11 protein-coding genes are annotated in these 15601 nt (G+C 58.0%); 4 read left to right on the top strand and 7 right to left on the bottom strand.

Features of this window, described 5'->3' with window-relative positions:
• Nucleotides 1-55: 55 nt before the first annotated feature.
• A complete protein-coding gene (locus tag QLG03_RS12280; protein WP_004177859.1) occupies nt 56-328 on the top strand; it encodes a DUF3811 domain-containing protein in 273 nt (90 codons plus the stop codon).
• Here QLG03_RS12280 and rluF read toward each other — a convergent pair.
• Nucleotides 325-1200: a 23S rRNA pseudouridine(2604) synthase RluF gene (gene rluF, locus QLG03_RS12275; protein WP_255989534.1), complete on the bottom strand. Its 876-nt coding sequence runs from the start codon at nt 1198-1200 to the stop codon at nt 325-327. The two genes, QLG03_RS12280 and rluF, sit on opposite strands and share 4 nt — an antisense overlap.
• A 198-nt stretch (nt 1201-1398) precedes the next feature.
• Here rluF and pepE point away from each other — a divergent pair, with 198 nt between their 5' ends.
• Nucleotides 1399-2088 carry a dipeptidase PepE gene (gene pepE / locus QLG03_RS12270; RefSeq protein WP_048336442.1) on the top strand — a complete coding sequence of 230 codons (690 nt, stop codon included), beginning with the start codon at nt 1399-1401 and terminating at the stop codon, nt 2086-2088.
• Between the two features lie 112 nt (nt 2089-2200).
• On the opposite strand, the gene QLG03_RS12265 is transcribed toward pepE, so the two are convergent.
• Nucleotides 2201-3832, bottom strand: a complete 1632-nt coding sequence (locus tag QLG03_RS12265) for a Na/Pi cotransporter family protein (protein ID WP_004206824.1) — start codon at nt 3830-3832, stop codon at nt 2201-2203.
• 129 nt (nt 3833-3961) lie between these two features.
• Nucleotides 3962-7645, bottom strand: a complete 3684-nt coding sequence (gene metH / locus QLG03_RS12260; protein WP_255989535.1) for a methionine synthase — start codon at nt 7643-7645, stop codon at nt 3962-3964.
• A gap of 194 nt (nt 7646-7839) precedes the next feature.
• Between metH and iclR the strand changes: the two genes are divergently transcribed.
• Entirely contained in the window at nt 7840-8670 is an 831-nt protein-coding gene (gene iclR, locus QLG03_RS12255) for a glyoxylate bypass operon transcriptional repressor IclR (protein WP_004206826.1), read from the top strand.
• 50 nt (nt 8671-8720) lie between these two features.
• Here iclR and aceK read toward each other — a convergent pair whose 3' ends face one another.
• The 4 genes from aceK to metA all read right to left on the bottom strand — a co-directional run bounded on the left by aceK (nt 8721) and on the right by metA (nt 14784).
• Nucleotides 8721-10505, bottom strand: a complete 1785-nt coding sequence (aceK, locus tag QLG03_RS12250) for a bifunctional isocitrate dehydrogenase kinase/phosphatase (protein WP_023291610.1) — start codon at nt 10503-10505, stop codon at nt 8721-8723.
• A gap of 102 nt (nt 10506-10607) precedes the next feature.
• A complete protein-coding gene (gene aceA / locus QLG03_RS12245; protein WP_101990233.1) occupies nt 10608-11912 on the bottom strand; it encodes an isocitrate lyase in 1305 nt (434 codons plus the stop codon).
• Between the two features lie 80 nt (nt 11913-11992).
• The gene (gene aceB / locus QLG03_RS12240; RefSeq protein ID WP_180264072.1) at nt 11993-13594 is read right to left on the bottom strand and encodes a malate synthase A; all 1602 of its coding nucleotides are present in this window, start codon (nt 13592-13594) and stop codon (nt 11993-11995) included.
• A 260-nt stretch (nt 13595-13854) separates the two neighbouring features.
• A complete protein-coding gene (metA, locus tag QLG03_RS12235; protein ID WP_004206830.1) occupies nt 13855-14784 on the bottom strand; it encodes a homoserine O-succinyltransferase in 930 nt (309 codons plus the stop codon).
• A 156-nt stretch (nt 14785-14940) separates the two neighbouring features.
• Here metA and QLG03_RS12230 point away from each other — a divergent pair, with 156 nt between their 5' ends.
• Nucleotides 14941-15402: an acetyltransferase gene (locus QLG03_RS12230; RefSeq protein WP_032454547.1), complete on the top strand. Its 462-nt coding sequence runs from the start codon at nt 14941-14943 to the stop codon at nt 15400-15402.
• The last annotated feature ends 199 nt before the right edge of the window (nt 15403-15601 follow it).

Genomic DNA, 15601 nt, shown 5'->3' with positions numbered 1-15601 from the left:
AGTAAAATATTCATTGCCGTACACTGGGTGCTCTGGTCTGACTGAGGGCACCACCATGGCACTCCCCCGTATTACACAAAAAGAGATGACCGAGCGCGAACAGCGCGAATTGAAAACGCTGCTTGACCGCGCGCGCATTGCGCACGGCCGCCCGCTGAGCAATGCGGAAACGAACAGCGTGAAAAAAGAATATATCGATAAGCTGATGGCCCAGCGTGAAGCGGAAGCGAAGAAAGCCCGCCAGGTGAAAAAACAGCAGGCTTATAAGACGGATAAGGAAGCGACCTTTTCCTGGTCGGCGAATACGCCGACCCGCGGCAGGCGTTAACGCCCTTTCTTTTTACGTCCCGGCTGGGTGAAACGCTTGCCGTTGCCAGCCGGGCGGCCCTTATCGTTGCTATTTTCCATCTTCACCACCGGGCGCTTGATGCCGGGGGTCGCCGCTTTGGCCTTCGGCTTAGCTTTCGGCTTCGCTTCGGAAGAAGAGTTTTCAATCAGCTTGAACAGATCGATCAGCTCGTCATCGGTCAGATCGCGCCACTCACCCAGCGGGATCCCCGTCAGGCTGACGTTCATAATCCGCGTACGCTCAAGCTTCGTCACTTCATAGCCAAAGTGCTCGCACATGCGACGGATCTGGCGATTCAGCCCCTGCACCAGAGTGATGCGGAAAACGAACGGCGCTTCTTTCTTTACCTTACATTTTTTGGTCACGGTCCCGAGAATCGGTACCCCCGCGCCCATGCCGCGAATGAACTCATCGGTCACCGGCTTATCGACCGTAACCAGATACTCTTTTTCATGGTCGTTGCCGGCGCGCAGGATCTTATTCACCAGGTCGCCGTGATTAGTGAGGAAGATCAGCCCCTGGGAGTCTTTATCCAGACGGCCGATAGGGAAGATACGCTTGCTGTGGTTGACGAAATCGACAATGTTGTCGCGCTCGCTGTCTTCCGTGGTGCTCACAATGCCGACCGGCTTATTCAGCGCAATCAGCACAAGATCATCCGCTTCGCGCGGCTCAATCAACCGTCCGTTAACTTTGACCAGGTCGCCAGGCTTCACCTGATCGCCAATCGTGGCGCGCTTGCCATTGATAAAGACGTTGCCTTGTTCAATAAAGCGGTCCGCTTCGCGACGCGAGCAGATGCCGCTTTCACTGATGTATTTGTTTAATCGGGTTGATGAGTCGGGCAGCATAGATTCTCCTGTAAAAGCGAAATATACCCTACCTTGCGGGCGAGAAAAAACCTGGATTGCGTTATTCATTATTCAACGGCTTCGTCGGGCTCATGAACAGCATTCCGCTTACCCACATCATGCGCCATATCAGCGCGCCGGTATCGGGGCGATGCTAGAATTTCTGCTTCAATAATAGGTTTAAAACAGGAAGAAAAGATGGAACTGCTGCTACTCAGTAACTCCACGCTGCCGGGGAAAGCCTGGCTGGAACACGCCCTGCCGCTGATTGCCGGTCAGGTCAAAGGCCGCCGGACGGCGGTATTCATCCCCTTCGCTGGCGTAACGCAAACCTGGGATGATTACACGGCCAAAGTGGCTGCGGTTATGGCGCCGATGGCGGTCAGCGTAACCGGTATCCACAGCGTCGCCGACCCTATCGCCGCCATTGAAAGCGCCGAGATGGTGATCGTCGGCGGCGGGAACACCTTCCAGCTGTTGAAAGAGTGCCGCAGCCGCGGGCTGCTGGCGCCGATTGTCGATGTCGTCAAACGCGGGGCGTTGTATATCGGCTGGAGCGCAGGTTCAAACCTCGCCTGCCCGACCATTCGCACCACCAACGATATGCCGATTGTCGATCCGCAGGGATTTGATGCGCTGGGGCTGTTCCCGCTCCAGATTAACCCGCACTTCACCAACGCGTTGCCGACCGGGCATCAGGGTGAAACCCGCGAACAGCGTATCCGCGAACTGCTGGTCGTGGCGCCGGAATTAACGGTGATTGGTTTACCGGAAGGAAACTGGATCCAGGTCACCGATGGTCACGCGACCCTTGGCGGCCCGAACCCGACGCTGTTGTTCAAAGCGGGGGAAGCAGCGGTAACCCTGCCTGCAGGCCACCGCTTCTGAGCTGGTATGGCTAACGTTTCCCGGATAGCGGCGCGTTGCGCCTTATCCGGGCTGCCTCAACGGAACGTCCAAACGCATAACCCCGGTTAGCGCAGCGCCGCCGGGGAAGGTCTCAATAGTCATCCCGTTCGTCGTCTTCATCCGGCTGCTCCATCACGCTGTAAGCCACCGAGCAGAACAGGCTGTTCAGACGCTTCATATCCCCCAGCAGCGCCAGGTGCAACGTACTGGTTTCGATACTCTGCACGTTCTGCTGATGCAGACGGTCAACGTGCGCATGCGAGTAGCGGCGGTTAAGAATGCGGAACCGGTGTTTACTGCGCCGCAGGCGACGGGCGCTGGGCACATCGCTGGAGAAGAAGACCGACATCGCCAGCTGCAGGTTGCTGAGCAACAGATCGTACAGGGCGTCCAGCTCCTTTAACCCTTCCACCGAGAAGGCGCGCCGCGCCGCCAGCGATTTATCAGCGATCTCGCTGCCCATCCGCTCGACGATATCGGAGGCCTGCTCGAGGTTTAACGACATCTCAATAATTTCCGCCCAGCGCCGGGACTCCTCTTCCGCCAGCTCATCCTTTGGCATTCGCGCCAGATAGAGCTTAATGGCGGTGTAGAGCACGTTGATATCGTCCGCCATGCGGCGTAGCTCTTTCTCCTGACGCGGTTCGCCATGCATCACCTTATGCAGGCTCTCCAGCATTTGCTCCATCGCGTCACCAATGCGCAGCGTCTCGCGCGCGGCATTGGCCAGCGCCAGCGCCGGGGTGTCCAGCGCCGACGGGTCGAGATGCTTGGGTTTGAGATGGTTATCCAGCTCGGGTTCATCGCGGATCATGCGCTGGCACAGCTTCGCCATCGGTCCGGCAAAAGGCACCATCGCGATGCAGCGCAGCAGGTTGTAAAAAACGTGGAAGTAGATAACCAGCTCGGACTCGGCCAACGGCAGCTTATGCATCGCCGCGGCCAGCGGATGGACGAACGGCAGAATGATCAGGCTCCCCACCAGCTTAAACAACAGGCTGCCCAGCGCCACCCGGCGCGCCGCCGCGTTCGCCGCGCTGTTGTTGAGCATCGCCAACAGCCCCGATCCCAGGTTGGCGCCAATCACCAGGCACAGCGCCACCGGGAAAGAGATCGCTCCTGCCGCGGTCAGCGTCGCGGTCAGCAGCACCGCCGCCAGGCTGGAGTAGCTGATGATCGCGAATACGGCGCCAATCAAGGCATCCAGCATAATATCCCCGGTCAGCGAGGCAAAAATCACCTGCACGCCGTTGGCCTGGGTAATGGGGTGGACGGCCTGCACAATCAGCTCCAGGGCCAACAGGATCAGCCCAAGGCCAATCCCCACTCGCCCCAGCTGCCCGGCGCGGGTCTGCTTGCGGCCGAGGAAGAAAATCACCCCGATAAATATCAACAACGGCGACAGCCACGACAGGTCGAAGGTCAGCACCCTCGCCATCAGCGCCGTACCGACGTCGGCCCCCAGCACCATCACCAGCGCCGGCGTGAGGCCCACTAAATCCTGGGCGACAAACGAGGTCACCAGCATGGTGGTGGCATTGCTGCTTTGCACCAGCGCAGTCACGCCAAGACCCGCGCAGAAGGCGAGCGGCTTTTTCTCTACGCTGCTACTGAGAACGGTACGCAGGCGAGCGCCATAGACGCGCATCACCCCGGTACGCACGATATGCGTGCCCCACACCAGCAGAGCGACCGCGGACAACAGGTGTAGCAGAGTTAACACGGAATCAGCTTCTCCTTATCGTTATAGGTGTTCCGACGTTCTGGAACCTATCTCAGTATAAGGGGTTAACCTCAATAAAGAGACAAGGCGCTCACAGAGCGCCTTGTTTGTTGTAAGGAAAGATGACGACTAGTCCGCATCATAGCCCAGATTAGGGGCTAACCAGCGTTCGACTTCCGCCGGGGTCATCCCTTTACGCAGCGCGTAGTCTTCGACCTGGTCGCGCTGGATCTGCGCCACGGCGAAGTATTTGCTGTCAGGATGGCTGAAGTACCAGCCGGAAACCGATGCCCCCGGCCACATGGCGAACGATTCGGTGAGCTTCATGCCGGTATGGGCTTCGACGTCCAGCAGCTGCCAGATGGTGCCTTTTTCGGTGTGCTCCGGACAGGCCGGATACCCCGGCGCCGGACGGATCCCCTGGTAATTCTCGCGAATAAGCTCCTCATTGCTGAGGTTCTCATTGGCCGCATACCCCCAGTAGACCTTGCGCACTTTCTCGTGCAGATACTCGGCGAAGGCTTCCGCCAGACGATCGGCGATGGCCTTGATCATGATCTTGTTATAGTCATCATGCTGCGCTTCATAGGCTTCCGCCAGCGCGTCCTCTTCCAGGCCGCCGGTGACGGCGAAGGCGCCGATGTAGTCCGCTTTGCCGCTCAGCTTCGGCGCCACAAAGTCGGCGAGGCAGTAGTTGGCGAAGCCGACCTTCTCCGTCTGCTGGCGCAGGTGATGGCTCACCGTCAGCACGTGGGTGCGGGTTTCATCGCGATAGATTTCAATATCGTCGCCCACGCGGTTGGCCGGGAACAGGCCCACCACGCCGCGCGGGTTGAGGGTTTTCTCTGCGCTCAGCTTATCCAGCAGCTCGTTAGCGTCTTTGAACAGGCGCTGCGCCTCTTCCCCTACCACGTCATCTTCCAGAATGCGCGGATATTTGCCCGCCAGCGACCAGGTCATAAAGAACGGCGTCCAGTCGATGTAGTTGCGTAGCGTCTCGATACTGGCTTCCACCTCCTGAATCCCCAGGCGATGGGCCACCGGCGGAGTGTAGCTCTCCCAGTCAAAGGCCAGATCGTTTTCCCGTGCGGCGGCCAGGGTCACCGGCGGGGTGCGCGGTTTTTTACGCCCATGCTGGATACGCACGGTTTCATACTCTTTGCGCGTACGGGCGACAAACTCATCGCGCTGCGTGTCCGAGAGCAGCGCAGCCACCACCCCGACGGTGCGCGAAGCGTTCTGTACGTAAACGGTCGGGCCGCTGTAGTTCTGCTCGATTTTCACCGCCGTATGCGCTTTAGAGGTGGTCGCGCCGCCGATCAGCAGCGGGATGGTAAAGCCCTGGCGCTCCATCTCTTTCGCCACGTTAACCATTTCGTCGAGCGACGGGGTAATCAACCCGGAAAGGCCGATGAGATCCGCGTTCACCTCTTTGGCGGTTTTGAGAATTTTATCCGCCGGGACCATCACGCCAAGATCGATTATTTCGTAGTTATTGCACTGCAGCACCACGCCGACGATGTTTTTGCCGATGTCATGAACGTCGCCTTTTACCGTGGCAATCACCATTTTGCCGTTACTGGAGCCCTGCTCTTTACTGGCTTCAATAAACGGCTCCAGGTAGGCCACCGCCTGTTTCATGACGCGGGCGGATTTCACCACCTGCGGCAGGAACATTTTGCCTTCGCCGAACAGATCGCCGACCACGTTCATGCCGTCCATCAGCGGCCCTTCGATCACCTCAATCGGGCGAGCGGCCTGCTGACGCGCTTCTTCGGTGTCCTGTTCAATAAATTCGGTAATGCCCTTCACCAGCGAATATTCGAGGCGTTTTTTCACCTCCCAGCTGCGCCATTCCGCCTGCTGGGCATTGGCGCCGTCGTCAACTTTACTGCCGCGATATTTTTCCGCCAGCTCGAGCAATCTTTCGGTGCTGTCATCGCGGCGGTTGAGAATCACGTCCTCCACCGCGTCGCGCAGCTCGCCCGGCAGGTCATCATAGATGGCCAGCTGACCGGCGTTGACGATCCCCATGTCCATGCCGTTACGGATGGCGTAGTAGAGGAATACCGCGTGGATCGCCTCACGTACCGGGTCATTGCCGCGGAAAGAGAAGGAGACGTTGGAGACGCCGCCGGAGATCAGCGCGTGCGGCAGCTCGCGTTTGATGTCTTCGCAGGCGCCGATAAAGTCCTGGGCATAGTTATTGTGTTCTTCGATACCGGTCGCCACCGCGAAGATATTCGGGTCAAAGATAATATCTTCTGGCGGGAAGCCGACCTCTTCGGTGAGGATTTTGTAGGCGCGACGGCAAATCTCAATTTTACGTTCGCGGGTATCGGCCTGGCCCACTTCGTCAAAGGCCATCACCACCACCGCGGCGCCGTAGCGGCGAACCAGTTTCGCATGGTGGATAAAGGGTTCGACGCCCTCTTTCATCGAGATGGAGTTAACGATGCCTTTGCCCTGAATGCATTTCAGGCCCTTTTCAATGACCTCCCACTTGGAGGAGTCGATCATGATCGGCACGCGGGCAATGTCCGGCTCGCCGGCAATCAGGTTGAGGAAGCGCGTCATCGCCGCTTCGGCGTCGAGCATCCCCTCGTCCATGTTGATATCGATGATCTGCGCGCCGCTTTCCACCTGCTGACGCGCCACGTCCAGCGCTTCGCTGTACTTCTCTTCTTTGATTAAGCGTTTAAATTTCGCCGAGCCGGTAACGTTGGTACGTTCGCCGACGTTAACGAACAGGCTGTCATCGCCGATATTCAGCGGCTCCAGGCCGGAAAGACGGCAGGCGACGGGGATCTCCGGCAGCTGGCGCGGCGGCAGGCCGGCCACCGCGCGGCTCATGGCGGCGATATGTTCCGGCGTGGTGCCGCAGCAGCCGCCGACGATATTGAGGAAACCGGCTTCCGCCCATTCGCGGATCTGCGCCGCCATGGTATCGGCATCCAGATCGTATTCGCCGAAGGCATTGGGCAGGCCAGCGTTCGGGTGGGCGGTAACGTAGCATTCAGCGATACGCGACAGCTCCTGGACGTACTGGCGCAGTTCGTCCGGCCCGAGGGCGCAGTTCAGACCAAACGATAAGGCTTCGGCGTGACGCAGCGAGTTATAGAAAGCTTCGGTGGTCTGCCCGGACAGCGTGCGGCCGGAGGCATCGGTAATGGTCCCGGAGATCATCAGCGGCAGGTCAACGCCCAGCGCCTCCAGCTCCTCTTTCACCGCATAGATGGCCGCTTTGGCGTTCAGGGTGTCAAATACCGTTTCAATCAGGATCAGATCCACGCCGCCTTCCACCAGCGCTCGGGTGGATTCGCGATAGGCAGCCACCAGCTGATCAAAGGTAATATTGCGGAACGCCGGATCGTTCACATCAGGCGAAATAGAGGCGGTGCGGTTGGTTGGGCCAAGCACGCCCGCGACGTAGCGCGGTTTTTCCGGCGTGCGGGCCGTCCAGGCGTCGGCGCTGGCGCGGGCCAGCTTCGCCGCCGCAAAGTTGATCTCTGCCGACAGGGATTCCATCTGGTAATCCGCCATCGCAATGGTCGTCGAGTTAAAGGTGTTGGTCTCAATGATATCCGCGCCGGCCTCGAAGTAGGCGTCGTGGATCTCGCGGATCACCTCGGGCTTGCTGAGCACCAGCAGGTCGTTGTTGCCTTTCAGGTCGCACGGCCAGTCAGCAAAGCGCTCACCGCGAAAGTCCTGCTCACTCAGACGGTAGCCCTGGATCATGGTGCCCATGCCCCCATCCAGAACCAGAATACGTTCTTTTAACTGCTGATGCAGTTGCTCAACTTTGCTGCTCACACTTGCTCCCGACAACGCTCAACACAGGCCAAATAGCCAACAAACCATACTGGCATAAACCACCGGAGCGGAAAAGACAACAACGGGCAATATGAGACATGTTCAGCTTCACTCCTCCGATGAGTCCGGTTGTGATTGCATTATCGCCAAATAAAACGAAAATCATTTCCACGATACAGAAAAAGGAGTCCGCGATGGCCACTACCCCCGTTCCCGCGAAACGCGGCAGAAAACCCGCGGCTGCCACCGCCCAGCAGGCTGGCGGTCAGGTTCAGTCGCTGACCCGCGGCCTGAAATTGCTCGAATGGATTGCCGAGTCCCACAGCAGCGTCGCGCTGACCGAGCTGGCGCAGCAGGCGGGTCTGCCCAACTCAACCACTCACCGCCTGCTGACCACCATGCAGCAGCTGGGTTTCGTTCGCCAGGTCGGCGAGCTGGGCCACTGGGCCGTCGGCGCGCATGCCTTCGTGGTCGGCAGCAGCTTTCTGCAAAGCCGCAATCTGCTGGCGATTGTCCACCCGATCCTGCGCCAGCTGATGGAGGATTCCGGTGAAACGGTGAATCTGGCGGTGCTTGACCAGAGCGACCACCAGGCGATCATTATCGACCAGGTGCAGTGCACCCAGCTGATGCGTATGTCGGCGCCAATCGGCGGAAAACTGCCGATGCACGCCTCCGGCGCCGGGAAGGCGTTCCTCTCGCAGCTGAGCGAAGAGCAGGTGACCAGCCTGCTGCACCGTAAAGGGCTGCATGCCTATACGCATGCCACGCTGGTCTCGCCGCTGCATCTGAAGGAAGATTTAGCGCAGACCCGCAAGCGGGGCTACTCGTTCGATGACGAGGAGCACGCGCTCGGCCTGCGCTGCGTCGCCGCCTGCATTTATGATGAACACCGCGAACCGTTCGCGGCAATCTCCATCTCCGGTCCCATCTCACGCATGACCGATGATCGGGTGACCGAGCTGGGCGCGCTGGTCATTAAGGCCGCGAAAGAGGTCACGCTGGCATACGGCGGGGTTAAATAAAAAAATGCCCCGCAGGGGCATTTTAAGTAGGCCTGATAAGCGTAGCGCCATCAGGCAGATCGGCGCACCTTGCCGGATGGCGGCGTAAACGCCTTATCCGGCCTACTGTCGGCGCCATAGCGCACGCTAAAACGCTGCTTACGCCGGTAAGCATAGACATCCTCCACATGACCGTTTTTAATTCGCGTCTGCAGTTCGCGCCAGTAGTCGGCGCGCAGCAGGTCGGCATGCATCTCCTCAAACAGCGGCCCGATGCGCGGGTCGGCGCACAGCCAGTGGCGGAACTCCTCCGGGAACACATCCCCCGGCGAGACGCTGTACCACGGCTCGCTGGCCAGCTCATCCTCGGGATAGCGCGGCGGCGGGATCTGGCGGAAATTCACCTCCGTCATATAGCAGATTTCATCATAGTCGTAGAACACCACCCGGCCGTGGCGGGTGACGCCGAAGTTTTTAAACAGCATATCGCCGGGAAAGATGTTGGCGGCGGCCAGCTGGCGGATAGCATTCCCATACTCTTCTACCGCATCGCGCAGCGCCTGGCCGTTAACCTGCTCCAGCCACAGGTTGAGCGGCACCATTCGCCGTTCAATATACAGATGACTGATGACAATCCGGTCGCCGAGGTCGGTCAGTTTGTTCCCCGCTTCCGCCTGCAGCAGCGCCAGCAGCGCTGGCGCGATTTGTCGTTTCTCCAGCACGAAGTTTTCAAACTCCTGCGTGTCCGCCATCCGCCCGACGCGGTCATGCTCCTTTACCAGCTGATAGCAGGCGCGCACGTGGGCGGCGGTCATCTCCTTCTGCGGCGCGAAGCGATCTTTGATCACCTTGAACACCCGGTCAAACCCCGGCAGGGTAAACACCAGCATCACCATCCCGCGAATGCCCGGCGCCTCGATAAACTGCTCATCGCAGCGAGCGATGTAGTGCAGATATTCGCGATAGCTTTCGGTTTTGGCGTGCTTCTGGCAGCCAATCGCCATATACAGCTCGGCCGTGGTTTTACCCGGCAGGATCTCGCGCAGCCATTCCACCAGAGCGCCGGGCAGGGGCGCATAAACCATAAAATAGGAACGCGCGAAGCCAAAAACGATGCTCGCTTCGGCATGGGTGGTCAGGCAGGTATCGACAAACAGCTCGCCCTCGTCGCTGCGATGGATCGGCAGCAAGAAGGGCAGCGTGGTCATCGGCATCACCAGTTTGCCCACCAGCCAGGCGGCTTTGTTGCGATAGAACAGCTCATTGGCGACCTGTAGATGACAGGTGGCGAGCGGTTCCTCCCCCAGCGCCTCCTGCAGACTGGCAATGATATAGCCGATATCCCGCGCTTTATTTTGCCACGGCAGCCGCAGCGGCAGATCGGACAGCACTTTACCCAGCAGGTGCGACCAGCCGCGCTCTGGATAGAAATCTTTCGCCAGCGGGCGCGGAAGGGTGCGAAAGGGACGCTCGGGCTGCGAGCTGAAAATAAAGAGCCGCTCGGGGGTCAGCGAGCGGTGGTCAAACAGGCGGCAGTAGACCGAATTGAAAAAGCTCTCGGCAATTTCAAAACGAGGGTAATCCGGCAGCAAACGGGTGTAGTGGGCTTTCACCCGCAGCAAAAAGTCGGCATCCGTGCTTTTTCCCTCCGTGATGCAGCGCAGCTGCTCCACCACCAGACCCACATGGTGGTCATAGAGGTGGATCCGCTGTTTCATCGCCTGCTGCACCGCATGCCAGTCGGCCTGTTCAAAGCGCTGCTGCGCGCCGGAAGTCACTTCGAGAAAACGCCCATACTGAGCGTCAAATCCCTGCAATATCGTTTGGGCAATCAGTAATTCCAGACCACGCGTCATCGAACTCCCCCATCCGGTACCACGTCAGGCCGGATGGCGCGCTCGCTTATCCGGTCTGGATCCCTTCACAGGCCCGGTGAGCGTCGTGCCACCGGGCATGGCTCAAAACTGATCTTCTTCGGTCGAGCCGGTCAGCGCCGTCACCGACGAGGCGCCGCCCTGGATAATGGTAGTGACCTTGTCGAAGTAGCCGGTGCCCACCTCCTGCTGATGCGAGACGAAGGTATAGCCTTCCGGCCCGGCGGCGAATTCCGGCTGCTGCACTTTTTCAACATAGTGGCGCATCCCCTCACCCTGAGCGTAGGCATGGGCGAGGTCGAACATGTTGAACCACATGCTGTGGATCCCGGCGAGGGTAATAAACTGGTATTTGTACCCCATGTCCGACAGCTGCTGCTGGAAGCTGGCGATGGTTTTATCATCGAGATTTTTCTTCCAGTTAAACGACGGCGAGCAGTTATAGGCCAGCAGTTTGCCCGGGAAACGCGCATGAATGGCTTCGGCAAAGCGACGCGCCTGCTCGAGATCCGGTTTCGACGTTTCACACCACACCAGGTCCGCATACGGCGCGTAAGCCAGCCCGCGGCTGATCGCCTGCTCGATCCCGGCATGGGTGCGGTAGAACCCTTCGCTGGTGCGATCTCCGGTAATAAACTCACGATCGTACGGATCGCAGTCTGAGGTAATTAAATCGGCAGCGTCAGCATCGGTACGGGCGATCACCAGCGTCGGGACCCCCATCACGTCGGCCGCCAGACGCGCCGCCACCAGTTTCTGTATCGCCTCCTGGGTTGGAACCAGCACTTTACCGCCCATATGACCGCACTTCTTCACCGACGCCAGCTGATCTTCGAAGTGAACAGCCGCTGCACCGGCTTCAATCATCGATTTCATCAGCTCAAAGGCGTTCAGGACGCCGCCGAAACCGGCCTCCGCATCCGCCACGATCGGCAGGAAGTAGTCGATAAAGCGCGGATCGTTCGGCTCAATCCCGGCTGACCACTGGATCTGATCGGCGCGGCGGAAGGTATTGTTGATCCGATCCACCACCGCCGGTACCGAGTTGGCCGGGTACAGCGACTGATCCGGGTACATGCTGGACGCCAGGTTAGCATCCGCCGCCACCTGCCAGCCGGAGAGATAAATGGCTTCGATGCCGGCCTTCGCCTGCTGCAAGGCCTGGCCGCCGGTCAGCGCGCCAAGGCTGTTGATGTACCCTTTCTTCGCCTCACCGTGCAGCAGACGCCACATTTTCGCTGCGCCAAGCTGCGCCAGCGTGCATTCCGGGTTCACCGAGCCGCGTAATTTCACCACCTCTTCCGCGCTGTACGGGCGGGTAATCCCTTCCCAGCGCGGGTTCGTCCACTCTTTGTTTAATTCTTCGATTTGTTGGGTACGGGTTTTCATGTGCAGATGCTCCATATTATTTCCTGGCTCCCCAGGCGTCATTGGTGAAGGACTAAATGGCGAACAACACCATCTGGCGATTAGGCCAGCAGGCGGTAGCCCGGTAATGTCAGAAAATCAATCAGTTCGTCGGAGGTGGTGATCTGCTCCATCAGCCGCGCCGCATCGTCAAAGCGGCCATGGCTGAAGCGGTGCTCCCCCAGCTCCTCCTGAATCACCATCAGCTCTTCCGCCAGCCACTGGCGGAACAGCGCTTTCGTGACCGGCGTGCCGTCGTTCAGGGTTTTCTGATGATGGATCCACTGCCAGATAGAGGTGCGCGAGATCTCGGCCGTCGCGGCGTCTTCCATCAGGCCATAAATCGGTACACAGCCGTTGCCGGAGATCCAGGCTTCGATGTACTGCACCGCCACGCGGATGTTGGCGCGCATCCCGGCTTCCGTGCGCTCGCCCTCGCAGGGGGCCAGCAGCTGTTCGGCGGTAATTGGCGCGTCCTCGCTACGGGTCACCGAGAGCTGATTCGGCTTGTCGCCGAGCACGCGGTTAAACACCGCCATGGCGGTATCCGCCAGCCCAGGATGGGCGATCCAGGTGCCATCGTGACCGTTGTTCGCCTCCAGCTCTTTGTCGGCGGTGACTTTATTCAGCACCTGACGGTTACGCTCGGCCTCTTTACTCGGGATAAAGGCCGCCATTCCACCCATCGCAAACGCCCCGCGTTTGTGGCAGGTCCTAATCAACAGCCGTGAGTAGGCGCTGAGGAAGGGTTTATCCATCGTCACCACCTGGCGGTCCGGCAGTACGCGGTCAGGATGGTTTTTCAGCGTCTTGATATAGCTAAAGATATAGTCCCAGCGGCCGCAGTTCAGGCCGACAATATGGTCGCGCAGCGCATGCAGGATCTCATCCATCTGGAACACCGCCGGCAGTGTTTCAATCAGCAGCGTGGCCTTGATGGTGCCGCGCGGCAGGTCAAAGCGATCTTCAGTAAAGCTGAAGACATCGTTCCACCATGCCGCCTCCTGCCAGGCCTGGGTTTTTGGCAGATAGAAGTAGGGACCACTTCCTTTCGCCAGCAGCGCCTGGTAGTTATGAAAGAAATAGAGCGCAAAATCGAAAAGACTGCCGGGAATGGCCTCATTACGCCAGGTCACATGCTTTTCCGGCAGGTGCAGGCCGCGCACACGGCATACCAGCACAGCGGGATTGGGCTGCAGTTGGTAGATTTTGCCAGCCTCATTGGTGTAGCTGATGGTCCCGTTCACGGCATCACGTAGGTTGATTTGGCCATCAATGACTTTACGCCAGTCCGGCGCCAGCGAATCCTCAAAGTCCGCCATAAAGACTTTTACGTTAGCATTCAGCGCGTTAATGACCATCTTGCGCTCGACGGGGCCGGTAATTTCAACGCGGCGATCCTGCAAATCCGCCGGGATACCGCGAATGGTCCAGTCGCCATTTCTAATGGAAGCAGTTTCCGAAATAAAATCCGGCAGCTGCCCATCGTCAATAGCCTGCTGCTGCTGCAGACGCACGGCCAGCAGTTTATTGCGCGCCGGCGTAAAGCGGCTCACCAGTTCCGTCAGGAATTCTACCGCCTCAGGCGTTAAGATCTGCTTCTCCTGCTCGCCATAGGGCTGACTAAAGGCCAGTTCATCGGTGATTGTCGCCTGCTGCGTCATTGTGCTGCTCCTCTTGGTTGATCCGCTGGAAGCGAGCGAAAGATCGTTGTGCAGTTTTCGCTCAGCACAATTAAGACTACTCAATTAATTTTCAAAATCAAAAACAATTTCCATTTTAATTTTAAAATGAGATTAACATATTGATAACAATGAAATTAAAGTTATCATCAGCCATGAGGTGAATTTCGGAAATAAAAAAGGCACCCGAAGGTGCCAGAGGCAAAGTGCTGAAACGCTTTAGGATCGTTTCGTGCGGAGTATTACTCCAGCGTTGGATTCATATGACGCAGATCGTATGGTGTAATCTGGTAGACGTAATAGTTCAGCCAGTTAGCGAACAGCAGATTACCGTGGCTCCGCCAGGTGGCGCGCGGTTTGTTCTGCGGGTCGTTTTGCGGAAAATAGTTGTGGGGAACCTCAGGGTTCAAACCGGCTTCCACATCGCGGAAATATTCACTTGCCAGGGTATTGGCATCGTACTCGGGGTGGCCGGTGACAAAGGCTATACGCTTATCTTTACTGGCGAACAGATACGCATCGCCCTCTTCCGTCTCCGCGAGGATCTCGAGATCGGTATAATCCCGGATAAGCCCTGCAGGAAAGTCAGCATAGCGTGAGTGTGGGGCCAGGAAAGAGTCGTCGAAACCGCGGGTCAGTAAAGCGTGTGGATGAAGAATATGGTGTTCATAAACGCCAGAAATCTTTTCGGCGCGGGTCTGCTTGGGAATGCCGTACAGAATATTCAGCGCGGCCTGAACTGCCCAACAGACGAACAGCGTCGAAGTGACGTGATCCTTGGCCCACTCCAGCACCTGTTTGATCTGCGGCCAGTAAGCGACATCATTAAATTCAACCAGGCCTAAGGGAGCGCCGGTGACGATCAGGCCGTCGAAGTTCTGATCGCAGATCTCATCGAAATTGCAGTAAAAGTTATTCAGATGCTCCGCCGGCGTATTACGTGACTCACGCGCATCGATACGTAATAACTGGATGTCCACCTGCAGCGGAGAGTTCGACAGCAGACGCAGGAACTGATTCTCCGTCTCGATTTTCTTCGGCATCAGGTTGAGGATTAACACCTTCAGGGGGCGGATTTCCTGAGTTGTTGCACGTGTTGTCGTCATCACAAAGACGTTTTCATTGCGCAAGAAATTGACGGCTGGTAGCTCGTCCTGCACCCGAATTGGCATAACTCTATTACCTCATAGCATACGTATAAACGTTTAGACATCCAGATAGCTGAAGATAACCAGGAATCGGGTGAATGTCGAGTCTGCATGTTCACGGTGAGAAAATTTCACGGCGCGCATTGAGTTAGAATATAAGAATGAAGAAAAGGAGAAAATATGGTTATTAGCATCCGCCGTTCCCGGCCTGATGAAGGGGATAAACTGATTGCGATCTGGTGTCGGTCAGTCGACGCCACGCACGATTTTCTGTCAAAAGCGTATCGGAGAGAGCTGGAGGAGCTGGTACGTGCCTTTATACCGGAGGCTCCGCTGTGGGTGGCGGTTAACACGGAGGACCAGCCGATCGCCTTTATGCTGCTGACCGGAGATCATATGGATGCGCTGTTCGTCGATCCGGATGTCCGCGGCTGCGGTGTGGGGAGATTGCTGATCGCGCATGCGCTGTCGTTAACGCCAACACTGACGACCAACGTAAATGAGCAGAATGAACAAGCGGTCGGGTTTTATCGGAGAATGGGTTTCAAAGTGACAGGTCGCTCTGAAACGGACGATCTGGGTCAACCGTATCCGTTATTGAATTTGATACATGAGCAGCAGGCTGAAGCAGACTACGATTGACGTCGGTAACTTTGCGGCATTGATGTCCCCTCGGCCAGCAGGTGGCCGAGGATCCGTAGCCCCGGTAAGCGCAGCGCCACCGGGGAGGCGTACCGGCACCCTCCCCGGAGGACACAAACGCAAAAAAGCTCAGTCTTTCGACTGAGCTTTCTGCTTTATTTGATGCCTGGCAGTTCCCTACTCTCACATGGGGAGACCC

It is taken from the genome of Klebsiella sp. V115_8, assembly GCF_029967715.1.
Taxonomy (GTDB): Bacteria; Pseudomonadota; Gammaproteobacteria; order Enterobacterales; family Enterobacteriaceae; genus Klebsiella; species Klebsiella quasipneumoniae.
This window is presented reverse-complemented; position numbering and strand designations above follow the sequence as displayed.